The sequence below is a fragment of the Streptococcus halotolerans genome (genome assembly GCF_001598035.1).
Lineage (GTDB): Bacteria > Bacillota > Bacilli > Lactobacillales > Streptococcaceae > Streptococcus > Streptococcus halotolerans.
On the sequence record NZ_CP014835.1, the window covers coordinates 456,936 to 481,865 of the forward strand.

The window sequence follows — 24,930 nt, forward strand, 5'->3', positions numbered from 1 at the left end:
TTTATTTTGAATACAGATAAATTAAAAAAGATAGTAAAAAATTTTGGTTATGTAATCACTTCGAATTTACTTACCTTAATTATCTCTTCATTAGTCATTTTAGTGTTACCCAAAGTAATTGGAGTAAATGAGTATGGTTACTGGCAGCTTTATACCTTTTATCTGACTTATATTGGTTTCTTTCATTTTGGATGGTGTGATGGGATTTATCTAAAATTTGGAGGTAAGATATATGAAAATCTAGATAGATCATACTTTTCATCACAGATATCAAGTTTTATTATTTTCCAATCGGTCATTTCATTAATCAGCATAGTTTTAAGCTTAGTGTTGACAGATGGAGGGGATACACTATTTATCTTTATTGCTCTATCATTAAATTTCGTTATAACAAATACTAGACTTTTATATATATATACGCTTCAAACAACTAATCGAATAAAGGACGCCTCAATCATTACTATTGCAGATAGATTTATCTACGCGTTGTTATTGGTAGTTCTTTTATTATTAAATCATGTTAGTTTTAAAAACATGATTATTGTTGATAATATTGGTAGATTGATTTCATTAATTTACGCAGTTATAGTTTGTAGAGAAATAACTTTTACTCCAAGGATACAACCGTTTAAACTTAAAGATAGTTGGGATAATATTAAAGTTGGCAGTAATTTAATGCTAGCAAATATTGCTAGTAATTTAATTATTGGCGTTGTAAGGTTCGCTATTCAAAAGGGGTGGGATATTGCTACCTTTGGTAAAGTATCGTTAACGTTAAGTCTATCTAACTTAGTTATGACGTTTATTAATGCAGTTGGAGTTGTAGTATTCCCAATGTTAAAACGTACTCATCCAGACAAGTTGTCAAGAGTTTATGAGTCTATGAGACTTTTACTGATGTTGGCTATGTTAACAGTTTTATTGTCATATTACCCAATTCGACTAATATTAGAAAATTGGCTGCCAGCTTATAAAGTTAGTCTAGAATTCATGGGTATTATTTTTCCAATGGTTGTATTTGAAGGGAAGACCTCTCTGCTATTGAACACTTATCTAAAAGCTATGAGACAAGAGAAACTCATTTTTAAAATTAATTTTTTATCAACTCTGATGAGCGTTTTTGTGGCTTTGATCTCTGTTGGGTTACTAAAAAGTCTATACCTTTCGGTTTGTTCTATTGTAATATTATTAGCATTCCGAAGTACAGTATTGGAACTTTATTTAACAAAACTTTTGAATATTGAACTTTCGAAAGATATGTTCTTAGAGTTACTTATAGTATTAGTGTTTATTTTTGCCAATATATTTGCAAAAATTCAAATATCTCTTATAATCTATATTATGGCCTTAATCATTTACTACTGTATAACGTTAAATAAGAAAAATATAACTTTATTGAAGTCTTTAAGAGATATTTAGACTTGAAGTTAATTAGATGGGATTTGTCGTTTTTTTGTTGACATTTTAGAATAAGTGTATTCAAAATTACTGATATAATATCTGAAATAGTGGCTACGGTTATTCCGTTTCAAATATTGCTAAGACGAGCTAGTGTTGGAAAATGAATCATCCAGAATGCTTTTTATAAAAACTGGAGTTAAGGAGTCACTACAAGTGGCTTTTTTAAATCCCGTGAAATCCTTTCCATTTCGTGGTATAATGAGATATTGAAATTAAAAATTTCTAGTTATATTTTAGTTGATTAGGTCAGTTTTTGACTGATTAGTGAAGGAGTATGTTTATGTCTACGATTGATTTTAAAGCAGAAGTTGATAAACGCCGTGAGGATATGATGGCAGATCTGTTTACTCTTTTGAGTATTAACTCTGAGCGTGACGATAGTCAAGCAGATGAGCAGCACCCATTTGGTCCTGGTCCTGTTAAAGCTTTGGAGGCATTCTTAGAGATTGCTAAGCGCGATGATTACAAGACACGAAATATCGATAATTATGCGGGTGAGTTTGAATTTGGTGACGGTGATGAGGTCATGGGGATTTTTGGTCACCTAGATGTGGTTCCTGCTGGTTCTGGTTGGGATACTGACCCTTACACACCTGTTATTAAAGATGGTCGTCTCTATGCGCGTGGGGCATCTGACGATAAAGGCCCTACGATGGCATGCTATTACGGTTTGAAGATCATCAAAGAACTTGGCCTTCCTGTTTCTAAAAAAGTGCGCTTTGTGGTAGGTACTGACGAGGAGTCAGGTTGGGCTGACATGGATTATTACTTTGAGCACGCTGGTGTTAAAAAACCTGATTTTGGTTTTTCTCCAGACGCTGAGTTTCCAATCATCAACGGCGAAAAAGGTAATATCACTGAATACCTTCATTTCTCAGGTGATAATGATGGCGCGGTCGTTCTTCATAAATTTGAAGGCGGTCTGCGTGAAAATATGGTTCCTGAATCAGCAACAGCTCTTATTTCAGGTGATATTAATTTTGAAGACTTATCTGAAAAACTTCGTGTCTTTAACGCCGATAACGACTTGACTGGTGAGATTTCTCAAGATAATGATGGTAATGTGGCGATTACCGTTAATGGTAAATCTGCCCACGGCTCTATGCCATACAAGGGTGTGAACGGTGCAACCTTCCTTGCTAATTTCTTGAAAGATTTAGCTTTTGAAGGTGGAGCACGTACCTTTATTGATATTACAGCTGATGTTCTTCATGAAGACTTTGAAGCTGAAAAACTTGGCTTGGCTTATACTGATGACAAAATGGGATCAGTTAGCATGAATGCTGGTGTTTTCTCATTCTTGAAAGAAGAAGCAGACAACACTATTGCGCTTAATTTCCGTTACCCTAAAGGAACAGATACTCAAACCATTAAAGCTGGGCTTGAAAAGCTCGATGGGGTTGAAAAAGTGACGCTTTCTGAGCATGAACATACGCCACACTATGTGCCAGTTGAAGACCCATTAGTTGAAACCCTACTTTCAGTCTATGAAAAGCACACAGGGCTTAAAGGTCACGAGCAAGTTATCGGTGGTGGTACTTTTGGCCGTCTCTTAGAGCGTGGCGTTGCCTTTGGTGCCCTTTTCCCAGATTCTATCGATACCATGCACCAAGCTAATGAATTCTCTGATGTTGAAGAACTCTTTACAGCAGCTGCTATTTATGCAGAGGGAATCTACGAATTGATAAAATAAGAAAGAATCAATAGCTCTCTTAGGCTGAAGGACAGGTCCGCTTTAAGCGAACTTTCTTCGGCCTTTTTGGGTTTTCTGATTATAATGAGAGTTAACCCAACCTTTTTAAGGATTTTGTGTCAATCTGAGGGGACAAGCCACTGCCCTCGACAGTCAAAAAAAGTAACAATCTGAAACTGGTTTTTAAGCCAAAAAACGGTATAATAGAGACTGTTACTAATATCAGGAGTATAGACTATGTTTGAAGTTATTGGATCTGACTTGGCCAAATATCACCAACAAAAATTAGCCGATTATCTGTCTGCTAATCAGCGGGACCCCAGAGATGCGATTGTTTTTACAGGGGACTCGATTATTGAATTTTTCCCTTTAAAGAAATTTTTTGGTCGAGAACAAGCCATCTTAAATCGAGGGATTGCTGGAACAGATACCAATTGGCTTAAAGCGCACATCAAAGAACAGGTTTTAGAAGTAGAACCTGCTAAGCTTTTTATTTTAATTGGAACCAATGATTTTGGTCTTGGTTACGATGAGGAACATATTCTTAAAAATATTGAGTCCATTTTGGAAACTATCCAGTTTGAATCCATTGCGACCAAGGTGTATTTGGTTTCGGTTTTGCCGGTTAGCCATAAGAAAGACTATCAAGACAGGGTAAAAGTCCGACATAACAATGCTATTCAGCGTTTGAATCAGAAACTTGAAGAACAACTGTTGGCTGACTATATTGATCTTTATCCTTATTTATGCGATGAAGAGGGCAACTTGGCTGATGAGTATACAACTGATGGTTTACACTTAAGTCAAAAAGGTTATGCTCTTATTTCTGAACACTTGAAGATGTACTTATAGAATCAAAGGAGAATTTGTGAAATTTACAAAAAAAGAAGTAGGTTATATCGTTCTGACTTTCTTTCTCTGTTTTGGGATTTATCAGAATTGGGAAAGTGGTGCTGATCTGCTCAAAACGTTCTGGAATGCTTTAAAACCCTTTTTAGTGGGGGCAGGAATTGCCTACATTATTAACATTGTCATGTATGTCTACGAAAACTGGTTCGAAAAGTTTATCAAGCTATCATTTTTACTAAAGGTAAAACGTCCTATTTCAATGCTTTTGGCTTATCTGACTTTTATTTTAGTGGTTGTTTGGATTTTTTCAATCGTTCTTCCAGATTTGATTTCGAGTTTGCAAGTTCTCTTGAAGGTTGATACCCGAGCTGTTTCAAAAATCATTTCTGAATTAAATGACAACAAAATGGTTGATCGTGTTTTAGATGCTTTCGGTCAAAACTCCGATATCAGTTCGAACATTTCTAAATTAACGCAGCAAATCACCAAACAATTGCTGTCTGTTCTGACGAACATCTTGACCTCTGTTTCCAATATTGCTTCAACAGTTATCAATGTCTTTGTCAGTCTTGTTTTTTCTTTCTATGTTTTGGCAAATAAAGAAACCTTGATTCGACAATCGAGAACTTTGACCGAACTTTATACTGGTAAATGGGCTTCAACAATTTTCTATGTTACGGAGATCCTTCATGACCGTTTCCATAGTTTCTTTGTGGGGCAAACTCTTGAAGCCGTTATTCTTGGTACTTTAACCGCTATTGGTATGGTTATTTTTGGTTTTCCTTATGCTGTCACCGTAGGGGTTTTAATTGCCTTTACTGCCTTGCTTCCGATTGTCGGGGCCTTTATTGGAGCTGGAGTTGGTTTTATTTTAATTGCGACAGAATCTTTCCAGTTGGCTGTTTTTTTCATCATTTACCTGTTGATCCTGCAACAAATTGAAAGTAACCTTATTTATCCTAAAGTTGTTGGAAATTCTATTGGTCTTCCAGGGATGTGGGTTCTTTTAGCGATTACTGTCGGAGGTGCTGTCAATGGTGTTTTAGGGATGCTAGTCGCTGTTCCAATCGCAGGAACCTTCTATCAAGTGCTTAAAGACAATGTCAGAGAGAAGCAGAAGAAGTCGGAAAAACAAGTGAGACCACCACATTATTAAACAGGTCATAAAAATGTTAGACGCAAATACAAACAAGGTTCTTAGAATTCAGTTTCTAAGAGCTTTTTTGCTGTAACATGAACAGGTGGCAAGATGATGAAAGATTTCTACAAGAACCGAGTGAGTATTCACTTTGTTAAGCTGATGACAGACTAGCGTTTTGTTGACATTGTGATATTGTTTTGATGGATTCTATTAAAAATGTTACAAACTTCACCTCAAAATAGTCAAGGAGACATCTCAATAATCACAACGATAAAAGGCCAGGTAATAAAGCAACACTATAAAAAATGATATGAAGCAAAACATTCAGTTATAATCGTTTGTCAGTGTCATTAGTGTCATTTTAGGTCACGTGCTTTAGTTAACTTATTTGTTAAAAATAGGGGATAGAGCGGTATTTGGCTATATGATATTGGGTAAAGGATTTGACACTCGAATGAATACTTTGGGAAATTGTAAAAGGATTGCTGCGATTGCAGTCCTTGTGGCAGTTTTTGTAATAATGATGCTATTTCATGTGTTTAAGATTTGATGATAGGACAACGTGAACTACTATAAGACGACTCCTGTGTTAGAGTAGTATTGTTTCGAATGTGTTTATGATTGATCAGTAGAGAATAGATTGCTCTAAAATCAAGTGTTTATGGCGAAAAATGCTACCACTAAAGGAAATCAATTGCTTGCTAATGCTTGACGATCTTATCAGTGAGAGTGTTTTTGGTTGACTTACAAGGGGCATTTATGTGAAAATAGTTATAAATTATTGAAAGGTGACTGTAAAAATGATTATTGGTATTCCGAAAGAAATAAAGAATAATGAAAACAGGGTTGGGTTAACACCAGCAGGAGTCTTAGCTTTTAAACAAGCAGGGCACAAGGTTTGGATTGAAAAAGATGCAGGTCTTGGTTCTGGTTTTTCTGATGAAGATTATATTGCTCAAGGAGCTGACATAAAACAAACACCTGAGGAAACCTGGGCAGCTGATATGGTTATCAAAGTTAAAGAACCGTTAGCTTCTGAATATGTCTATTTTCGTCCAGACTTACTTCTATTCACCTATCTTCACTTGGCTCCAGCACTTGAATTAACCACTGCTTTGCTGGATGGTGGACTAGCTGCCGTAGCCTATGAAACAGTCGTTGACCGTGGCAGACTACCTCTTCTTAACCCTATGAGTGAAGTTGCAGGACGTATGGCAACTCAAATAGGTGCACGCTTCTTGACGAAGATTGAGGGTGGCTCTGGAATTCTTTTAGGTGGAGTGCCAGGTGTTAGAAAAGGCCGTGTCGTGATTATCGGAGGCGGTAATGTAGGGGTTAACGCAGCTAAGATGGCTGTCGGCTTAGGAGCAGATGTTACTATTTTGGACGTTAATCCAACACGTCTAGCACAACTCGATACACAATTTGATGGTAAGGTTCAAACCTTGATGTCAAATACCCTCAATATTGCAGAAGCTGTTGCAGAGGCTGATTTATTGATCGGAGCGGTCCTTATTCCGGGAGCACGCGCTCCTAAGCTAGTGACTAAGGAAATGGTAGCTACCATGAAACCTGGCTCAGTGATCATCGACGTTGCTGTCGACCAAGGTGGAATTATTGAAACAGCTGACCGAGTGACGACACATGATGCTCCTACATATGTAGTTGATGATGTGATTCATTATGCCGTGGCAAACATGCCAGGCGCTGTCGCAAGAACATCGACACTTGCCTTGACAAACGCGACATTACCGTATGCGCTTGAGTTGGCTAACAAGGGTCTTGAAACAGCAATTGCTGAAAATCCTGCCCTTCGATCAGGCCTCAACATCTATCATGGAAAATTGACTAATCAAGCTGTTGCCGAGGCCCATGATTTACCCTATCATGAAATTTAAGTCTTCAATGATGAGCTAGGAACATAGCTATTTGGAAGCATTAAATGTCATGGGTGCTAGGCTGCTACTTGAAAAGTATCAGTGACATCAATGGTTAAAAGAGATTGTATTGAGATAGTAATCAGTAAACTTCAATGATAGAGATCAATAATTTGGTTATTCAGACTTGAAAACATAGTCATTGGAATTAGAGAACTTCATTCCTTATCTTCGATTGGAAAAGCTAGGCAGATGCCTAGCTTTTTTGATATTTTTACGAATAGATAGATAGGACAATCAAATGACAAGGGGATTATTCTATGTATCACGTTACTATTCCAAATGAAGCGCTGTTACCTCGTGAACGTTTAGTTCAACTGGGGGCTGAAAAACTCAGTAATCAAGAACTACTAGCCATTTTATTACGGACAGGAACGAAAAAAGAGCCTGTAATGGCTCTGTCTCAAGCTATTTTATCAGAACTCAATAGTCTAGCTGATTTGCAGGAGTTATCACTACAAGAGTTACAAACGATTCATGGTATTGGTCTGGCTAAATCAACAGAACTCAAAGCCATGCTTGAATTGGCTAAACGAATAAATGCCTCAGAGACTAAACGTTCTGAGAGAATCATGGGAAGTCAACAAGTTGCCAAGAAAATGATGATAGAGCTAGGGAGGCAGAAGCAGGAGCATCTGGTTGTACTTTATCTAGATACACAAAATCGCATTATTGAACAACGTACGATTTTTATTGGCACCGTCCGACGATCGGTTGCTGAGCCACGCGAAATCCTTTATTATGCCTGTAAAAACATGGCAACATCCATTATTTTAGTCCATAATCACCCCTCAGGAACTGTTGATCCAAGTGAGAATGATTTACGTTTCACAGAAAAATTGAAACGTTGTTGTGATGATATGGGATTGGTCCTGTTAGATCATCTGATTATTGGAAATAAGGATTATTTTAGCTTTCGAGAAGAGTCTGACGTATTGTAAGCTTTATTGATGACAAAATCAAATAGGTTTGTGTCATCGGTCAAGGAGCTTTAGAAATGCTAGTTGTGATTGAACGCTTAGTCAGAGAGCAAGGTTTTCATTGAGCCATATCAGAAGTACCGATCTTTTGGTCTTAACTCACTCAATGATTGAAAATTTCATATGTTTGAGAGAATCAACAAAAAGAGCGATTGTTATTAGCAATCGCTTGTCAGATGTTAGGGTGATAATCTTAACTTAAAAAAGTAGATTATTGTCCTTTTCCTAGTAGAATTATCTGATTAATTATGGATACACTGGGAAAAGACATGGTCAGAAACAAAAAGATAACAGATTTATCATCAGATCCTTTATCTTCTTTTTAACACTTTGAAGGGCATTATTTTTTAAATACCTTCTTTAAAATGAAAGCTATAATCACGAGCCTTCGAAATTTTTGAGGTTAATTTTGTTTCTGGTTCATAAAGTAGAGAAGTGTCTGCAATTCGCTGGTAAGGTCTACGTATTGTACGACAACATCTTTTGGCACAGAAAGATGGACAGGTGAGAAGCTTAGGATCCCTTTAATACCAGCTTCGACCAGCTGATCAGCAACTTCTTGTGCTTGAAGGCTTGGAACTGTAAGGATAGCTGTTTCAATGTCAGTATCTTTGAGGGTTTCTTTTATGGTAGAGATTCCATGAATGGGAATACCATCTGGAGAACTTGTTCCAACGATTTCATTATCATCGCGGTCAAAGGCAATGGCAATCTGCATTTTGTTACGATCATGGAAGCGATAGTGCATAAGGGCACGACCAATATTTCCCACCCCAACTAGGGTAACGTTAGTGGTAGAGTGGTCATCCAGAATATCAGCAAAGAAATTCATTAATTTCTTAACATCATATCCAAAACCGCGGCGACCTAATTCTCCAAAGTGTGAAAAGTCACGACGGACGGTAGCAGAGTCAATTCCCATTGCGTCTGCGATTTGTTTAGAACTTGCTTTTTCAATATTATCAGTATAAAAACGTTTAAAAATACGGTAATAAAGTGATAAACGTTTGGCTGTCGCTTTTGGAATAGTTTTTTCAACAGACATGGCTGTCTCCTTTTCTAAGATGTACTTTAATCTTGATAAATACATCATTTGTTAAAAATGCTTTTACTTCCTTATTTTAAATAATCTTTGTGAAAAATGCAACTTTTATGTCTAGTATAGGTGTTTTTAAGTGACAAATAAACAAGATAAAGAGAACATGTGATTAGAACGCTCATTGTTCTAGAAAACTAGCAAAATAAAGCGAGAAGAACCTTTTGCCTGAGACTAATTAATCAGTAAAAGGTAAAAAAAGAAGCTAGGATAATATTTCCCAGCTTCAGTTTGATGTATTAGCTTAATCCTTTTTTATCAAGAGCGTAAAAGAGATTTCCGAAGTTACCAGAGTAGTCAATTTCCTCATCTTTGTATAGCACTTTTGTCACAGGAAAGTGATCAGAAATGCCAATCACACAAGACATCTGGGCTTGACGGTAGGCATCATAAGTCTCATAGTTAACTTCTTTTTCTTGTTTAGCATCATTTAGATAGGAAATGGTTAGCATAGAACCTCCTTATTGCTCTTTTTTGATAAAGACTTGACGTTCTACCAGACTATCCATTAGGAAGTAAAATTTATCTTGCAGTATTTTATGGTCATCAGATTTAAAGATGTTCACTAAACGAAGACCAGATTGATCAGTAATATTGAGTTTAAAACCAGTCAATTCCTTATGGATAACAATTTTTAAGAGGAACCCTTGACCGGAGTTGGGGACTTCCTCCAAAAGACGACTCAGTTCATAATGACCAACTTTGTTTTCTGAAAAAGTTAAATCTTTGAGGGTATATTTTTTGATGTTTGGGTCAATCGCATAGGTGTATTGACAATCTTTTAGTGAAATTGATTTTTCAAAAGCCATTCTAGTCTCCTAATAATGATTTTAGTAGGTTAGCTAAGCCAATAACTTCCTCTTCAGTATTTAATTCTGAAAAGCTGATTCGGATGGATTCTTGAAGCTTAGGTGAGTCCGTTCCATATTTGGCAGCCAAAACGTGACTAGGATCAACTGTCCCTGCTGTACAAGCTGAACCAGTAGAAACAGAGTATCCCTGTAAATCAAGCTGTGTTAAAAGGATGCCATTGTTGGCACCTGGAAAACCAATATTTAACACATGTGGCATTGCTTTAGTATTGGTATTTAAATAAAAATCCAGTCCAGCTAACTGTTCCAAGAAAACATGATTGAGTTGGGTCACCTTATCCCAGTTTTCATCTAGATGCTTATGGCTATCAGATAAGGCCTTGGTCATGCCCGCAATACCGATGAGATTTTCAGTGCTGGCGCGATGTTTCTCTTCTTGTTCTCCGCCGTGTAGGAGGGGGTCAAACAGCATCCGATTACTAAACAGGATACCGACGCCCTTAGGTCCATGAAACTTATGAGCTGAGATAGACATGAAATCAATGCCTAGTTTCTCTGGTTCTAGAAGGATTTTTCCAGCCACTTGAACGGCATCAACGTGAAAAGCAGCTGGGTGGTCTTTTAATAAGTTACCGACGTCAGCAATTGGCAACATGTCTCCAGTCTCATTGTTGGCGTACATGAGACTAACCAGAATAGTATCTTCTCGCAAAGCACTTTCTAAGTCTTCAAGACGAATGACGCCATTAACAGGCTGCAGGTAAGTCACTTCGAAACCAAAACGTTTTTCCAAATACTCCAGAGTATGCAATACAGAATGGTGTTCGACAGCTGATGTAATAATATGCTTGCCATTTTTCTGATGGGCTAGGGCATAGCCTTTTAAGGCAGTGTTATTACTTTCGGTGCCTCCAGAAGTGAAGATGATATTATTTGGAGTTGTGCTTAGAAGTGATGCTACTGTCTGTCGGTACTCTCTTAATTTTTGACTAGCTAATCGGCCATGCGCGTGAATACTCGATGGGTTTGCTAGCTGGAGTGTCATTGTTTGTGTCATCTCAGCGATAACAGACTCTGTTAAGGGGGTAGTTGCAGCATTATCCAAATAAATCAAAATGTATTAATCCTCGTCTGGGTGAAATGTAAAGAGTGGGCTAAGTGGTTGGCGTTTTTGGATACGAACAATGGCATCGGCAAACAACTCACTAGCTGTGATGTATTTTGCATTGCTAGGGACACGTTCTTTTGACAAAACAGAGTCTGTTAAAAGAATTTCTTTGATAGGAGCAGCTTCTAGAATATCGGCAGCTCCACCAGCAAAGAGACCGTGACTTGATACAGCGTAAATGTCAGTGGCACCACCGCGCTCAACAATTTTACTTGCTTCTGCGAAGGTCTTACCAGTGTTTAGAATATCATCAATAAGAATTGCTTTTTTACCAGCAACATCACCGATGATGTAACCTTCTTCACGATGGCTATCGTCTTCTTGCGCATAATCAATGATAGCGATTGGTGCGTCAAGGTATTCTGCTAGGCTACGAGCACGTTTGATACCAGAATTTTTAGGGCTGACAACAACCACATCTTGGCCTGATAGTCCTTTGTTGATATAGTGTTCTGCAAATAAGGGTGTTGTGAAGAGATTATCAACCGGGATGTTGAAAAATCCTTGAACTTGAACAGCATGTAAATCAAGGGTGACAACACGATTAACGCCAGCTTTAACCAGCATATTAGCCACTAATTTAGCTGTAATAGGTTCGCGAGACGCAGCAACACGGTCTTGGCGTGAATAACCAAAATATGGCATAACAACAGTGATTGAATTAGCACTAGCGCGTTTGCAGGCATCAATCATAATAAGCAATTCCCAAAGATTATCATTAACAGGGAAGTTGGTAGACTGAATGATGTAGATATCATCACCACGAACACTCTCTTCAATATTAATCATAATCTCACCATCAGAGAACTGACGAGAAGAAAGTTTTCCAAGAGGAATGCCTGAGGCTTCAGAGATTTTTTCAGCGATATCATGATTTGATGTCAAAGAAAAAAGCTTCATTTGAGGGGTGGCGTTGTTTTGTGCCATGACAAAATGCTCCTTATATAATTAGTACACATATATTTTACCAAAAAAAGCCAGAAAAATACATGGAGACTAACTGTTTAACCAAGGCATAGGCATGAAACGATTATTTTCAAATGATAGCATCGTTAATAGTCGATCATTTTGGGATTTTTTAAAGTAATAGTTTGAAAAACGGTACCTATCGTTGAAATACTAGAACTTTAAAATACAGAAAGTGTTATTTTTCCACTAAAAGTTTTTCACACGTTTGGCTTGACTGTTTAACCCTTGAGGACTAAACAATAGAAAATAAAATGAATTAATGACAACATTTTGTGACAAAAACACCGAAACGAGAAGTTAGTAATGCAAGAGATTAAAGGGATTCATCACATTAGTGCCATGGTTGGTGATTTAGAGAACTTGGTCAGGTTATTGTTGAGATAGCAACGAAACTCTCGGGACTTATGATTGATAAAACAATCAAAAATTGTGGAAGAGCCTTCGGTTGCCACAAAAATAGGAATTTCGCCGTAAAGAGATTTAAAACAGGTTACCTAGACTAAAGTAATGATGATGAGAAGGACTACGAAAAAAAGAGCTGAAGGGGTTCTGGCTCTTTCTTATCGTCTATTTTGAAGGGTTGCTACAAAGCGGGCGACCTTGCTTTTAGCGTATTTAAAACTGATATTATGAGACTCAAGGTAATCGTCAAAATCTTTTTGACCTTGTGTAGCGTCTTCAACTTCCAGTTCTAGTTCGTAATCGATGCGATCGGCATAGTGATTTTTATCTAAGGCAAGGAGGCCAATTGGTAGGCGGGTTTCGCGTCGAATAGTGGTTAAATGACCTAAAACAGATAGTCTTTTGAGAGGGATATTTTTTTCGGTGAGTAGTTCTCTGACTTTGCAATCGGGAAATTGTCCGCTATCCATGATTTCTCTGGCTTCTTCCTTAGTTAGGTCAACGTTGTATTCCATAGTGCCTACTTGTTCAGGGATTTTTAAGGTTAATTCGGCCACCTTGTCGAAGGTCCTAATACGAAGTGATAGCTTTTTGGCACGCATATCTCCTTCGGGAGTGTCGAAGTAATAATTGGTTTGGGTGACAGGACTGACATGCATTAGGAGATTTTGCAGATGATTAAACTCTGCTTTATTAAGCATGGTCTTGTATTCGATTTCGAGATTACTCATAGACGGTTTTATTTCCTTTTTTGGTCTGAATATTATGCTATAATAATGATTAGATTTATTTTATAAAAAACTCCTCTTTTTTACAAGGATGTGCCGTAAAACAAGATGGAAATTAGACAGGAGTCCTCAATGACAATGGATTGGGAAGAATTTTTAGACCCCTATATTCAAGCCGTTGGCGAATTAAAAATTAAACTGCGGGGTATTCGTAAACAATATCGTAAACAAAAAAAGCATTCTCCTATCGAGTTCGTTACTGGACGAGTAAAGTCGGTAGAGAGCATTCAAGAAAAAATGGCTCTGCGTGGTGTTCTTTTGGAAAATATTGCTCAAGATATTCAGGACATCGCAGGACTTCGGATCATGGTTCAGTTTGTAGATGATGTGGATGAAGTGTTGCAGTTATTACGACAGCGCCATGATTTAACAATTGTTCAAGAACGGGATTATATTCGACATATGAAGTCCAGCGGTTATAGATCCTACCATGTGGTCGTCGAATATCCTGTCGACACTATTGATGGGCAAAAGACTGTTTTGGCTGAAATTCAAATCAGAACCCTAGCTATGAACTTTTGGGCGACTATTGAACATTCGCTGAACTATAAGTATCGAGGGGATTTTCCAGACGATATTAAGCAACGCTTAGAAATAACAGCAAGAATGGCATTTGAACTTGATGAGGAGATGCGGAAAATTAGAGAGGACATTCAAGAAGCTCAGTTGCTTTTTGATCCGGCAAATAGAAGTTTAAGTGATGGTATAGGAAACAGTGATGACACAGACGAATATTACAGATAAGCCGATGCGGGTGGCGATTATCGCAAATGGTAAATACCAAAGCAAGCGCATTGCTTCAAAATTGTTCAATGTATTGCGTGATGCGCCAGATTTTTATTTAAGTAAGCAAAATCCTGATGTTGTGATAACTATCGGTGGTGATGGTATGCTTTTATCTGCTTTCCATATGTACGAGAAAGAATTGGATACCGTTCGTTTTGTTGGTATTCATACAGGTCACTTAGGCTTTTACACGGATTATCGTGATTTTGAGGTGGATAAGTTAATTGACAACTTGAGACACGACAAGGGAGAAAGTATTTCTTATCCCATCCTTAAAGTGAAGGTGACTTTGGATGATGGTCGGATTTACCGCTCACGTGCCTTGAATGAAGCAACCTTAAAACGTATTGAAAAAACGATGGTAGCAGACGTTTTAATTAATAAAGTCAAGTTTGAGCGTTTCCGAGGTGATGGCATCTTGGTATCGACACCAACAGGAAGCACTGCTTATAATAAATCGCTAGGAGGTGCTGTTCTTCATCCAACGATTGAGGCTCTCCAGATGACTGAAATTTCAAGTATTAATAACCGTGTCTTTCGTACGTTAGGGTCATCTATTATTATTCCAAAGGATGATCGCATCGTTCTTGTGCCAAAACGTTTAGGGACTTATACGGTTTCGATTGATAATAAAACCTATCACCATAAAAATATCGCTAAGGTGGAATTTTACATTTCTAATCACAAGATTCATTTTGTGTCTACGCCTAGCCATACTAGTTTTTGGGCCAGGGTTAAGGATGCCTTTATCGGAGACTTGGATTCATGAGGTTTGAATTTGTCGCCCACAGACCAGGTAAGGTCAAATCCCTTTTAAAGGAACATGATATTTCCAAGGGTCTTTTGGCTAAAATTAAGTTTAGAGGAGGCCGTATTTGGGTTAACAATGAGGAGCAAAATGCGATTTACATTGTTGATGTTGGAGATGTGATTGCTGTGGATATTCCAGATGAATTGCCTTATGAAAAATTAGAGCCGATTATGGTGCCTTTGTCGATCGTATCTGAAGATGATCATTTTTTGGTACTTAATAAGCCTTCGGGAGTGGCTAGTATTCCGAGTGTCAACCATTCCAATACTATGGCTAACTTCGTTAAAGGCTATTTTATGAAAAACAAGTATCCTAATTTGCAAGTTCACATTGTTACACGTTTAGACCGTGACACTAGTGGATTGATGTTATTTGCCAAGCACGGCTATGCGCATGCTCGCTTGGATAAGCAGTTACAAAAGAAAGCTATTGAAAAACGCTACTTTTCCCTTATTTCTGGTAAGGGAAAACTTGACAAGCAAGGGGAAATCATTGCACCAATAGCGCGTGATGAGGATTCTATTATCACTAGAAGGGTCCACCATTCTGGAAAGTATGCTCATACAACCTATGAGGTAATGGCTTCTTATGGTGATGTTCATCTTGTTGATATTCGACTGCATACAGGACGTACGCACCAAATACGGGTTCACTTTGCTCACATCGGTTTTCCTCTCTTAGGTGATGATTTATACGGTGGCCGAATGGATTTGGGGATTGAGCGACAAGCTCTGCATTGTCACACCTTATCATTCTTTGATCCTTTCAAAGGAGAGAGGGTGACACATGAGCTTGGCTTGACAAATGATTTCGAAAACGTTATCATGTCATTAGAAAATAATAATAGATAGAGGTATTTTTTAAACAATGGAAGGTATTCGTTCACTTTTTGGTAGTTTGCGTGAAAAAGTTGCTGGAAAACATGTCAAAATCGTTTTTCCAGAAGGAAATGATGAACGTGTTGTTCGTGCAGCAGCCCGTTTGAAATTTGAAGGTTTGGTTGACCCAATCATCTTAGGTAAACCAGAAGAAGTTAAAGCTTTGCTAGCAAAACTAGGCTTTGAAGATCCAAAATCTGAAATTATCGATCCAGAAACTTATGACGATTTTGAAGCGATGAAGGAAGCATTTGTTGAGATCCGTAAAGGGAAAGCAACTCCAGAAGATGCTGATAAAATGCTTCGTGATGTAAACTATTTTGGTGTGATGTTGGTTCAAATGGGACTTGCTGATGGTATGGTATCTGGTGCTATTCATTCAACGGCTGATACCGTTCGTCCTGCTCTTCAAATCATCAAAACCAAACCAGGTATTTCTCGTACGTCAGGTGTTTTCTTGCTGAATCGTGAAAATACCAACGAACGTTATATCATGGCTGACTGTGCTATCAATATTGAGCCAAACGCTCAAGAATTAGCTGAAATTGCTGTTAATACAGCGCAAACAGCAGCTATCTTTGACATTGATCCTAAGGTGGCTATGTTGAGCTTTTCAACAAAAGGTTCTGGTAAATCACCACAAGTTGACAAGGTAGCTGAAGCAACTAAATTGGCCAAAGAACTGGCACCTGAACTTGCCTTGGATGGTGAATTGCAGTTCGATGCAGCCTTTGTTCCAGGGACAGCAGCCATTAAAGCACCAGATAGCGATGTTGCTGGGCAAGCAAATACCTTTGTCTTTCCAGATCTTCAATCAGGAAACATTGGTTATAAAATTGCACAACGCTTAGGAATGTTTGATGCTATTGGACCAATTCTTCAAGGACTTAACAAACCTGTTAATGATCTCTCTCGTGGTTCAAGTGCTGATGATATTTACAAACTTGGTATCATTACAGCAGCCCAAGCACTAGAAGAAAAATAATTCTAAAAGCTGAGTTTTTTGCTCGGCTTTTGTCGTTTAAAAAGAAGAAGAGGAGTATGTAATGGTAAAAACAGCTTTAGTAACAGGAGCAACAGCTGGTTTTGGAGCTTCAATTGCAAGAGAATTAGTGGCAAATGGTTATCAAGTAATTGGGACAGGTCGCCGCTTAGCGCGCTTAACAGCTTTAAAAAACGAGTTAGGCGATGCCTTCTTTCCCCTTCAAATGGATTTGCAATCAAAAGAAAATATCTCTGAAGCACTTGAACAGATTCCAGAGGTATTTCAACCGATTGATATACTGGTCAATAATGCGGGGCTAGCTTTGGGGCTTGAAAAGGCACATAAAGCTCATTTTGATGACTGGGAAACCATGATTATGACTAATGTCATGGGATTAACCTACTTGACTCGCCAAGTCTTGCCAGACATGGTAAGACGTCAGTCTGGTTATGTGATTAATATAGGATCGATTGCTGGTAACTACCCATATCCAGGTGGCAATATTTATGGTGCTACTAAGGCCTTTGTGAAACAATTTTCGCTCAATCTTAGAGCTGATTTAGCTGGAACGCATGTCAGAGTAACTAATATTGAGCCTGGTCTGGCTGGTGGGACAGAGTTCTCAAATGTTCGCTTTAAAGGTGATGATGAAAAAGCAAGCAAACTCTATGAAAAAGCCAACAGTCTTCAGCCGGAAGATATGGCTAGGACAGTGGTTTGGTTGGTTGAACAGCCTGAACACATGAACGTCAATCGTATCGAAATCATGCCAACTTCCCAAAGCTTTGGTGCTTTGCCTGTCTATAAAGAAGATTAATCTTTAAAAAGTGCCCATTTCCGATGGTTAAAGAAAACAAGAAAAGTGAAGTTGAAACTAAAATTCAACTTCACTTTTGGTTTAATCATCCTCTATTTTTGTAATTTGATGGTAGATTAAATACCACTTTTCGTTACGACGCCAGAGGCTCATGTGCTGTTTGTTTTCTAAAGTATAGGTCAGTAATTTTGTTTTTTGGCTAATGTTTTTTACTTGAAAGTTAGTGAAGTTGGCAGGGTAAAAGATTTGTTGATCCATAACCTGCTCCTTATTCAAAATTTTGCCATCGGCTTCAATAGTAAAGAAATCTTCGGAGATGTATTGCTCAAAATCTGGGATTTTGGAAAGGATGATCATCTCATTTTTGTATAGTTTTTTGACCACATTTCCAAAAATATCGTCTTCAGGAATAGCAGCGGGTTCAACGTGGATATCAATATCATAAACTGAGAAACGTTCACTGAGCATTTTTTCGACTTGTTCTGTAATATCATGGCTCTCATAAACCGAAAGATCTGGATTCATCTCTAAAACAATATCTAGGTAAATATTACTACCGTATGTTCGTCCACGCTGCGATTTTACCGCGGTTATTTTAGGAATTTCTAGAATGGCTGCTTCATATTTTTTGAGTTGAGATTGGTCAAAACCGTCAGATAGGCTAAATGTCGCTTCCATAAATATCCCATAGGCTGTTCTAAGGATAAAAAACGTGATAATAACAGCGACTAAGTGGTCAATAATAGGGAAATTTAGTGAGGTTGCGATGATGGCAACCGTAGTTCCCAAAGAAGTTAGAGCGTCAGAAAGATTATCTTTTGAGGCGGCAACTAAGGCACTCGATTTTACTTTTTTGGAGAGTGTTTTATTGTAAATATAAACCCCAAACATGACCAGGGCTGAGATAAGGCCAACAATAGCACCGAGAGGGTCAATAGCAGCTTCTTTGCCTGAGATAATTCTTTGGATGGTTTGGATTAATACTTGAAAACCAACCAAAAACATGATGAATGATGTAATCAAGCTAGAAAGATCTTCAATCTTCCAATGACCAAAACGATGGTCTTCATCAGCTGGCTGGCTGGCTAGGTGTAGCCCAATCAAAAGCGTAACATTTCCGACGATATCAGACAAGTTATTAAAGCCATCGGCTATTAGTGAAGACGAATTAAACCAATAACCAGAAATTAATTTACCGATAGTAAGGACAAGGTAAGCTGAAATGCTCAAAATCGGACCACGCTTGGCCAAGCGTAAATTTTCAGAAGGATGTGACATGAAAGCTCCTCTATTTTTCTTAACTTTACCATTATAACACAAGAAAAACACCAGTTTCCTGATGTTTGTGTCTTATTTTTGCTTTGTAAAATATTTCTTCGTTTCATGAAGGATGACTGGCGATAATCCAAGCAATGCTATCAGGTTAGGAAAGGCCATAAGACCATTAACAATATCAGCCAACACCCAAATCGTTTCCAAGCTAATGTAGCCGCCAAGAGCAATCATAACAACATATAAAATGCGATAGACGATGATCGATTTACTCCCAAAGAGAAATTCAAAACAGCGTTCTCCATAGTATGACCACCCGAGGATAGTTGTAAAGGCAAAGAGTATGAGACTGATCGTCAAAGCAACTTGACCAATATTACCGAAAACTTGACTGAAGGCAAATTGTGTTAAGATGGCGCCGTTCAAGTCTGTTGACCACCCATCAGTAACGATAATAGCCAAACCAGTTAGGGTACAGATAATGATAGTGTCGATAAAGGTACCTGTCATTGAAATCAATCCTTGTTCAACAGGTTCATTGGTACGAGCAGCGGCAGCAGCAATGGGAGCAGAACCCAGGCCAGACTCATTAGAGAAGACTCCGCGAGCCACACCAGATTGAATGGCTAACATGAAACCGGCACCTGCAAATCCTCCCAGAGCAGCTTGCCCCGTGAAGGCCGATTTAAAAATAAGGATGAGACTTGGAATAAAGTTGTTAGCATTAGCAAGGATAACCGCAATAGCAGCTAGGATGTAAATCCCTGCCATGAAAGGAACTAACTTTTCAGAAACTTTTGAAATGGATTGAATCCCACCAAAGATGATAGCGGCCACAAGCACAGCCAAGATAGGACTAACCAGTTGTGGCGAAAGCCCTATCGTATTTTTCAGTGAATCCGTAATGGAATTGACTTGTGTAAAGGTTCCTGATCCTAGGAGCGCTACCATAGATCCAAAAATTGAGAAAATAACCGCTAGCCATTTCCATTTTTGTCCCAGACCATTGGTGATGTAGTACATTGGTCCACCAGCTTTTTCACCATTTTCGTCTGTGATACGATATTTGATAGCAAGAAGTCCTTCAGCATATTTGGTTGCCATACCAAAAAAGGCAGCAACCCACATCCAAAAGAGAGCACCAGGACCACCAAGCTTAATCGCAGTGGCAACACCAACAATATTACCAGTACCTACTGTTGCAGCGAGTGCTGTTGCTAAAGCAGCGAAACTGGAGATATCGCCATCACCATTAGCATCATCTGAAAAAATCAGTTTAATAGCAGTAGGGAGTTTGAAAATCTGAATAAAACCTAGTCGGCTAGAAAGGAAGATCCCAGTTCCAACCAAAAGGATTAGTAAGGGAGGTCCCCAAACGTATCCATCAATGGATGATAGTAATTCGTACATGGTTGTATACTTTCTATAATGATTATTGGATTAAGGTTATAAATTGACGTTGTCTATTATATAGTTACTTGAAATGATTTGTCAAATAGAGAAAATACTATAAAAAATGAGTATTGTCAGCTAATTTTTATCAAAATATCGTCTCGTTTCTTTAATAATAATCGGTGAAAGCGCTAAAAGTGCTATTAAATTAGGAATGGCCATGAGGCCGTTAACGATGTCTGCCAAAATCCAAATCAACTCAAGATTAAGAAAACCACCTAAACTGACCATGAGAACGAAAATCAAACGGTATAAAGACAGGTGTTTGACACCAAACAAGAACTCAAAACACCGCTCACCATAATAAGACCACCCAAGAATTGTTGTGAAAGCAAAAAGTAAAAGTGAGATGGTTAAGGCTATAATACCCCATTCACCAAAAATGTCAGCAAAGGCAGCTTGGGTAAGAGGGGCACCATCAAGGGATGTTGTCCATTGACCAGTCACCAGTATAGCTAAACCCGTCAGGGTACAGATAATGATGGTATCGATAAAGGTACCTGTCATTGAAATCAAACCTTGCTCCACAGGCTCATCTGTTTTAGCTGCCGCTGCCGCAATTGGTGCAGAGCCTAATCCAGATTCATTTGAGAAAACCCCACGTGCGATACCTTTTTGGATTGCTTCCTTTACCACAGCTCCAGTAAAACCACCAATAGCAGCAGTTTTGCTAAAGGCTGAGGTAACTACAAGAGAAATCGTCGGAAGGATGTGTTGATAATGAAAGGCGATGACTAATAAAGTGGCAATGATATAAAGGCTTGCCATAAATGGGACGACTTTTTCTGAAATTTTTGAGATTGACTGGATGCCGCCGAAGATAATAAGTGCAGTCAAGGCTCCTAAACCGAGACTAACCAGTTTAGGTGAGAAACCAAGGCTATTTTCTAAAGAAGAGGTAATGGAATTGACCTGCGTAAAGGTTCCAATACCAAACCAAGCAACCAACACTCCCGCGACAGCAAAGAAGATGGCTAAAGGCTTCCACTTTTGTCCCATTCCATTGATAATATAGTACATTGGTCCGCCAGAAACGTCTCCATTAGCATCCTTGCTGCGATATTTAACTGCTAAGAGTCCTTCAGCGTATTTAGTGGCCATGCCGAAGAAAGCAGCAACCCACATCCAAAAAAGAGCACCAGGACCACCACTTTTAATAGCCGTCGCCACTCCAACGATATTCCCAGTACCCACGGTTCCTGCTAATGCTGTTGCCAGAGCGGCAAAACTGGAAATGTCACCTTCACCCTTATCCTCAGCAAAAATGAGCTGAATGGCTTTGGGTAATTTGGTCACTTGAATAAGATATAACCTGCTTGAAAGGTAAACACCAGTCCCAACCAAGAGAATTAAAAGTGGCGGTCCCCAAACGAAACTGTCTAAATGAGTGAAAAAAGCAATCATGACAAACTCCTTAACCGAAGGATTATCGATTAAACAAAAGAAAGAAAAACCACCTCTATTGAGATGGTTGTATGGTTACTAACGAAAATAGACGATGATAGCTAAAAAGCCGTATCAAAATAGACCCTTAATAATAGGTCTTTTTCCTTTTGTCTTTGCTTCTGTCCTTTTGCCTGAGAGATTGAGCATTGCCTTGCCCCTTCGGCGCCCCACTAAAGAGGTCTCTCCAGAAGTCCGTCAGTAAACCAGTCCCACCTTTGATGAGGTACCTGAGAGTTTAACTCCTTCGGCGATAGTTGTTGGACTATCTTCTCCTGATTAACATCATTCGGTATATTTTATTTTGATTTATCATAATCTAATCTGTTAGACTTGTCAAGTTTATTTTTAGAAACAGTTTAAATTGCCCTAGAAAACGAACAATGTGACAACTTTAAGGAAAAACGAAAAAATTCTAGGAGATTTTACACGTTAAAAATGGTAAAATGGTAGATGATTTTACAAAAAGAAAGAGGACCTTATGAATCCTTTGTTAAACGGAATGAATGATCGTCAGGCTGAAGCGGTACAAACGACAGAAGGACCGCTTTTAATTATGGCAGGGGCAGGATCTGGAAAAACGAGGGTTTTGACACATCGTATTGCCTATTTGATTGATGAGAAATTTGTTAATCCTTGGAATATTTTAGCCATTACCTTTACCAATAAAGCTGCGCGTGAAATGAGAGAACGTGCCATGGTACTTAATCCAGCGACACAAGACACTTTAATAGCCACTTTCCACTCCATGTGTGTGCGTATTTTGCGTCGCGAAGCTGATCACATTGGTTACAACCGTAACTTTACCATCGTTGATCCCGGTGAACAACGTACGCTCATGAAGAGGATTCTCAAAAACCTTAATTTGGATCCCAAAAAGTGGAACGAACGTGCGATTTTAGGGACCATTTCTAATGCTAAGAACGATTTGTTGGATGACAAAGCTTACGAGATGCAAGCAGGAGATATGTATACGCAAATCGTTGCTAAATGTTACAAGGCCTATCAGGAAGAGCTTCGGCGTTCTGAAGCTATGGATTTTGATGATTTGATCATGATGACTTTACGTCTTTTTGATCAAAATCCTGATGTACTTAGTTACTACCAGCAGCGTTATCAATATATTCATGTCGACGAGTACCAAGATACGAACCATGCCCAGTATCAATTGGTTAAATTATTGGCGTCACGGTTTAAAAATATTTGTGTCGTCGGGGATGCTGACCAGTCTATTTATGGATGGCGTGGGGCTGATATGCAAAACATTTTGGACTTTGAAAAAGATTATCCTCAAGCCAAGGTTGTTTTATTGGAAGAAAACTATCGTTCGACCAAGAAAATTCTTCAAGCCGCAAACGAAGTTATTAATAATAATCGAAATCGCCGTCCTAAGAAGCTCTGGACACAAAACGCTGACGGTGAGCAATTGGTCTATTATCGTGCCAATAATGAACAAGAAGAGGCTGTTTTCGTGGCCTCGACCATTTCAAATATGGCACGCGAAATGGGTAAAAATTTCAAAGATTTTGCTGTTCTTTATCGTACTAATGCTCAGTCTCGTACTATTGAGGAAGCCCTTCTCAAGTCCAATATTCCATATACTATGGTTGGTGGTACCAAGTTCTACAGCCGTAAGGAAATTCGCGATGTGATTTCTTATTTGACTGTTATTGCTAATACGGCAGACAATATTTCCTATGAACGGATTGTTAATGAGCCTAAGCGTGGTGTTGGGCCAGGGACGTTAGAAAAAATCCGTAGCTTTGCAAACGCTCAAAACATGAGTTTACTTGAAGCTTCTGAACAAATCATGCTTTCAGGTGTTAAAGGAAAAGCTGCACAAGCGGTATGGGATTTGGCTAATCTGCTCTTAAATTTGCGATCTGATTTGGATAAGTACAGTATTACCGACCTTGTTGAAGCTGTTTTGGAGAAATCTGGTTATCTAGAGTCTTTGCAATTGCAGAATACTCTGGAAAGTCAGGCTCGCATTGAAAACATTGAAGAGTTTCTCTCAGTAACCAAAAACTTTGATGAAACCAATGAGGATGGGCCAGAAGATGAATCTGGTCTTGACAAACTTGGTCGTTTTCTCAATGATTTGGCTCTCATTGCTGACACAGACGATGGGAATCAAGAAGCAGCGGAGGTAACTCTGATGACCCTACATGCTGCCAAAGGTTTGGAGTTTCCAGTTGTCTTTCTAATTGGTATGGAAGAAGGAGTTTTTCCACTAACAAGAGCAGCAGAAGATCCAGATGAGTTAGAAGAAGAGCGACGTCTTGCTTATGTTGGAATTACACGAGCTGAAGAGATTCTTTTTATGACCAATGCCAATACACGTACTCTTTTTGGTAAAACATCTTATAATCGTCCGACACGATTTTTGAGGGAGATTTCAGATGATTTGCTCCAATACCAAGGTTTAGCAAGACCAGCAACTTCTTCCTTTGGTGTCAAATACACTAAGAATCAACCAACCCAATTTGGCCAGGGTATGAGTTTATCACAAGCGCTTCAAGAACGTAAGTCTCAGGCACAACCACGTTCGGCAGCTCAATCATATCACTCAAATAAGGGCCCACTACCCTTTAAAAAAACAAGCCAATCTAACTCAACAGAAGTTGACTGGCAGATTGGTGATATTGCCCATCATAAAAAATGGGGAGATGGCACTGTCTTAGAAGTATCTGGCTCTGGGTCAACTCAAGAATTAAAAATCAAATTTCCAGAAGTTGGCTTAAAAAAACTTCTGGCTTCTGTTGCACCTATTGAGAAAAAATAGGAGTTGTCAGAACACAGAATATGACCAAGATTGATAAGTCAACAAACTTGCTACTGAATTCTCTAGTAGCAAGTTCTTTTTATACTGCACTGATCATCAAAAGAGTCAATGAGGTTCCCTCTTGAACTGAGACCAAAACGCTACCAAGTCAATATTGGTATGTTATAGTCACTAGCTATTTTGTCCAATTCCTTGGTTAATGAGATCTTGTCAATGCTCAGTTACTTGGTAGTAAGGCCTACAGTGATGGCGTTATTGAATCATAGGCTATTTGTCGTCTTTCTTTGTTGTTTTGAATCATGAGGGTCAAGTATTATTTGGCTTAGAAGTAATAAGCATAAGGTATTAGCAAGTATACCCAATTAAGCGATAATGTTGTTAGAATAGTTTTGTTCAAATAACTGT

General features: G+C 38.5%; 21 protein-coding genes and 2 riboswitches. Of the genes, 12 read left to right on the top strand and 9 right to left on the bottom strand.

Features of this window, described 5'->3' with window-relative positions; translation table 11 throughout:
• Positions 1-6: 6 nt before the first annotated feature.
• The 6 genes from A2G56_RS02090 to radC all read left to right on the top strand — a co-directional run bounded on the left by A2G56_RS02090 (position 7) and on the right by radC (position 8,022).
• On the top strand, positions 7-1,419 hold the full coding sequence (locus A2G56_RS02090) for a lipopolysaccharide biosynthesis protein (RefSeq protein WP_237334431.1): 1,413 nt from the start codon (positions 7-9) through the stop codon (positions 1,417-1,419).
• A 322-nt stretch (positions 1,420-1,741) separates the two neighbouring features.
• Entirely contained in the window at positions 1,742-3,154 is a 1,413-nt protein-coding gene (gene pepV / locus A2G56_RS02095; protein ID WP_062708337.1) for a dipeptidase PepV, read from the top strand.
• A gap of 237 nt (positions 3,155-3,391) precedes the next feature.
• Positions 3,392-4,006, top strand: coding sequence for an SGNH/GDSL hydrolase family protein (locus A2G56_RS02100; RefSeq protein WP_062708339.1), 615 nt, complete (start codon positions 3,392-3,394; stop codon positions 4,004-4,006).
• Between the two features lie 16 nt (positions 4,007-4,022).
• Positions 4,023-5,159 (top strand): AI-2E family transporter, encoded by a 1,137-nt coding sequence (locus A2G56_RS02105; RefSeq protein ID WP_062708342.1) that lies wholly within the window; start codon positions 4,023-4,025, stop codon positions 5,157-5,159.
• A 785-nt stretch (positions 5,160-5,944) separates the two neighbouring features.
• Entirely contained in the window at positions 5,945-7,042 is a 1,098-nt protein-coding gene (gene ald / locus A2G56_RS02110) for an alanine dehydrogenase (protein WP_062708345.1), read from the top strand.
• A 299-nt stretch (positions 7,043-7,341) separates the two neighbouring features.
• A complete protein-coding gene (gene radC / locus A2G56_RS02115; protein WP_062708349.1) occupies positions 7,342-8,022 on the top strand; it encodes a RadC family protein in 681 nt (226 codons plus the stop codon).
• A 442-nt stretch (positions 8,023-8,464) separates the two neighbouring features.
• Here the strand turns inward: radC and A2G56_RS02120 are convergent, their stop codons facing one another.
• The 6 genes from A2G56_RS02120 to A2G56_RS02145 all read right to left on the bottom strand — a co-directional run bounded on the left by A2G56_RS02120 (position 8,465) and on the right by A2G56_RS02145 (position 13,239).
• Positions 8,465-9,106, bottom strand: a complete 642-nt coding sequence (locus A2G56_RS02120) for a redox-sensing transcriptional repressor Rex (protein WP_062708354.1) — start codon at positions 9,104-9,106, stop codon at positions 8,465-8,467.
• 290 nt (positions 9,107-9,396) lie between these two features.
• The gene (locus A2G56_RS02125; RefSeq protein WP_062708357.1) at positions 9,397-9,609 is read right to left on the bottom strand and encodes a DUF4649 family protein; all 213 of its coding nucleotides are present in this window, start codon (positions 9,607-9,609) and stop codon (positions 9,397-9,399) included.
• Between the two features lie 9 nt (positions 9,610-9,618).
• Positions 9,619-9,966: a DUF1831 domain-containing protein gene (locus A2G56_RS02130; protein WP_062708360.1), complete on the bottom strand. Its 348-nt coding sequence runs from the start codon at positions 9,964-9,966 to the stop codon at positions 9,619-9,621.
• 1 nt (position 9,967) lies between these two features.
• Positions 9,968-11,083: a cysteine desulfurase family protein gene (locus A2G56_RS02135; RefSeq protein ID WP_062708363.1), complete on the bottom strand. Its 1,116-nt coding sequence runs from the start codon at positions 11,081-11,083 to the stop codon at positions 9,968-9,970.
• A gap of 6 nt (positions 11,084-11,089) precedes the next feature.
• Positions 11,090-12,064 (bottom strand): ribose-phosphate diphosphokinase, encoded by a 975-nt coding sequence (locus tag A2G56_RS02140; RefSeq protein WP_062708366.1) that lies wholly within the window; start codon positions 12,062-12,064, stop codon positions 11,090-11,092.
• Between the two features lie 602 nt (positions 12,065-12,666).
• Positions 12,667-13,239, bottom strand: a complete 573-nt coding sequence (locus A2G56_RS02145; RefSeq protein ID WP_062708369.1) for a CYTH domain-containing protein — start codon at positions 13,237-13,239, stop codon at positions 12,667-12,669.
• Positions 13,240-13,368: 129 nt separating this feature from the next.
• Here A2G56_RS02145 and yjbM point away from each other — a divergent pair, with 129 nt between their 5' ends.
• The 5 genes from yjbM to A2G56_RS02170 all read left to right on the top strand — a co-directional run bounded on the left by yjbM (position 13,369) and on the right by A2G56_RS02170 (position 17,573).
• Positions 13,369-14,040, top strand: coding sequence for a GTP diphosphokinase (yjbM, locus tag A2G56_RS02150; protein WP_062708372.1), 672 nt, complete (start codon positions 13,369-13,371; stop codon positions 14,038-14,040).
• Entirely contained in the window at positions 14,015-14,851 is an 837-nt protein-coding gene (locus tag A2G56_RS02155; RefSeq protein ID WP_062708377.1) for an NAD kinase, read from the top strand. Before yjbM ends, A2G56_RS02155 begins: the two co-directional genes overlap by 26 nt.
• Complete coding sequence (locus tag A2G56_RS02160) at positions 14,848-15,744, top strand: RluA family pseudouridine synthase (protein WP_062708379.1); 897 nt, start codon at positions 14,848-14,850, stop codon at positions 15,742-15,744. Before A2G56_RS02155 ends, A2G56_RS02160 begins: the two co-directional genes overlap by 4 nt.
• Positions 15,745-15,760: 16 nt before the next feature.
• Entirely contained in the window at positions 15,761-16,756 is a 996-nt protein-coding gene (pta, locus tag A2G56_RS02165) for a phosphate acetyltransferase (protein ID WP_062708382.1), read from the top strand.
• Between the two features lie 61 nt (positions 16,757-16,817).
• Positions 16,818-17,573 carry an SDR family oxidoreductase gene (locus tag A2G56_RS02170; RefSeq protein WP_062708384.1) on the top strand — a complete coding sequence of 252 codons (756 nt, stop codon included), beginning with the start codon at positions 16,818-16,820 and terminating at the stop codon, positions 17,571-17,573.
• An 81-nt stretch (positions 17,574-17,654) separates the two neighbouring features.
• On the opposite strand, the gene A2G56_RS02175 is transcribed toward A2G56_RS02170, so the two are convergent.
• From A2G56_RS02175 to A2G56_RS02185, 3 genes are all read right to left on the bottom strand, one after another.
• Positions 17,655-18,851: a cation diffusion facilitator family transporter gene (locus A2G56_RS02175; protein ID WP_062708387.1), complete on the bottom strand. Its 1,197-nt coding sequence runs from the start codon at positions 18,849-18,851 to the stop codon at positions 17,655-17,657.
• A gap of 72 nt (positions 18,852-18,923) precedes the next feature.
• Positions 18,924-20,255, bottom strand: a complete 1,332-nt coding sequence (locus A2G56_RS02180; RefSeq protein WP_062708390.1) for an alanine/glycine:cation symporter family protein — start codon at positions 20,253-20,255, stop codon at positions 18,924-18,926.
• Between the two features lie 120 nt (positions 20,256-20,375).
• Positions 20,376-21,701, bottom strand: a complete 1,326-nt coding sequence (locus A2G56_RS02185) for an alanine/glycine:cation symporter family protein (RefSeq protein WP_062708393.1) — start codon at positions 21,699-21,701, stop codon at positions 20,376-20,378.
• Positions 21,702-21,852: 151 nt separating this feature from the next.
• Positions 21,853-21,941: riboswitch (glycine riboswitch) on the bottom strand.
• A 1-nt stretch (position 21,942) separates the two neighbouring features.
• Positions 21,943-22,028, bottom strand: a riboswitch (glycine riboswitch).
• A 193-nt stretch (positions 22,029-22,221) separates the two neighbouring features.
• On the opposite strand from A2G56_RS02185, the gene pcrA reads away from it, so the two are divergent.
• On the top strand, positions 22,222-24,525 hold the full coding sequence (gene pcrA / locus A2G56_RS02190; RefSeq protein ID WP_062708396.1) for a DNA helicase PcrA: 2,304 nt from the start codon (positions 22,222-22,224) through the stop codon (positions 24,523-24,525).
• Positions 24,526-24,930 lie beyond the last annotated feature (405 nt).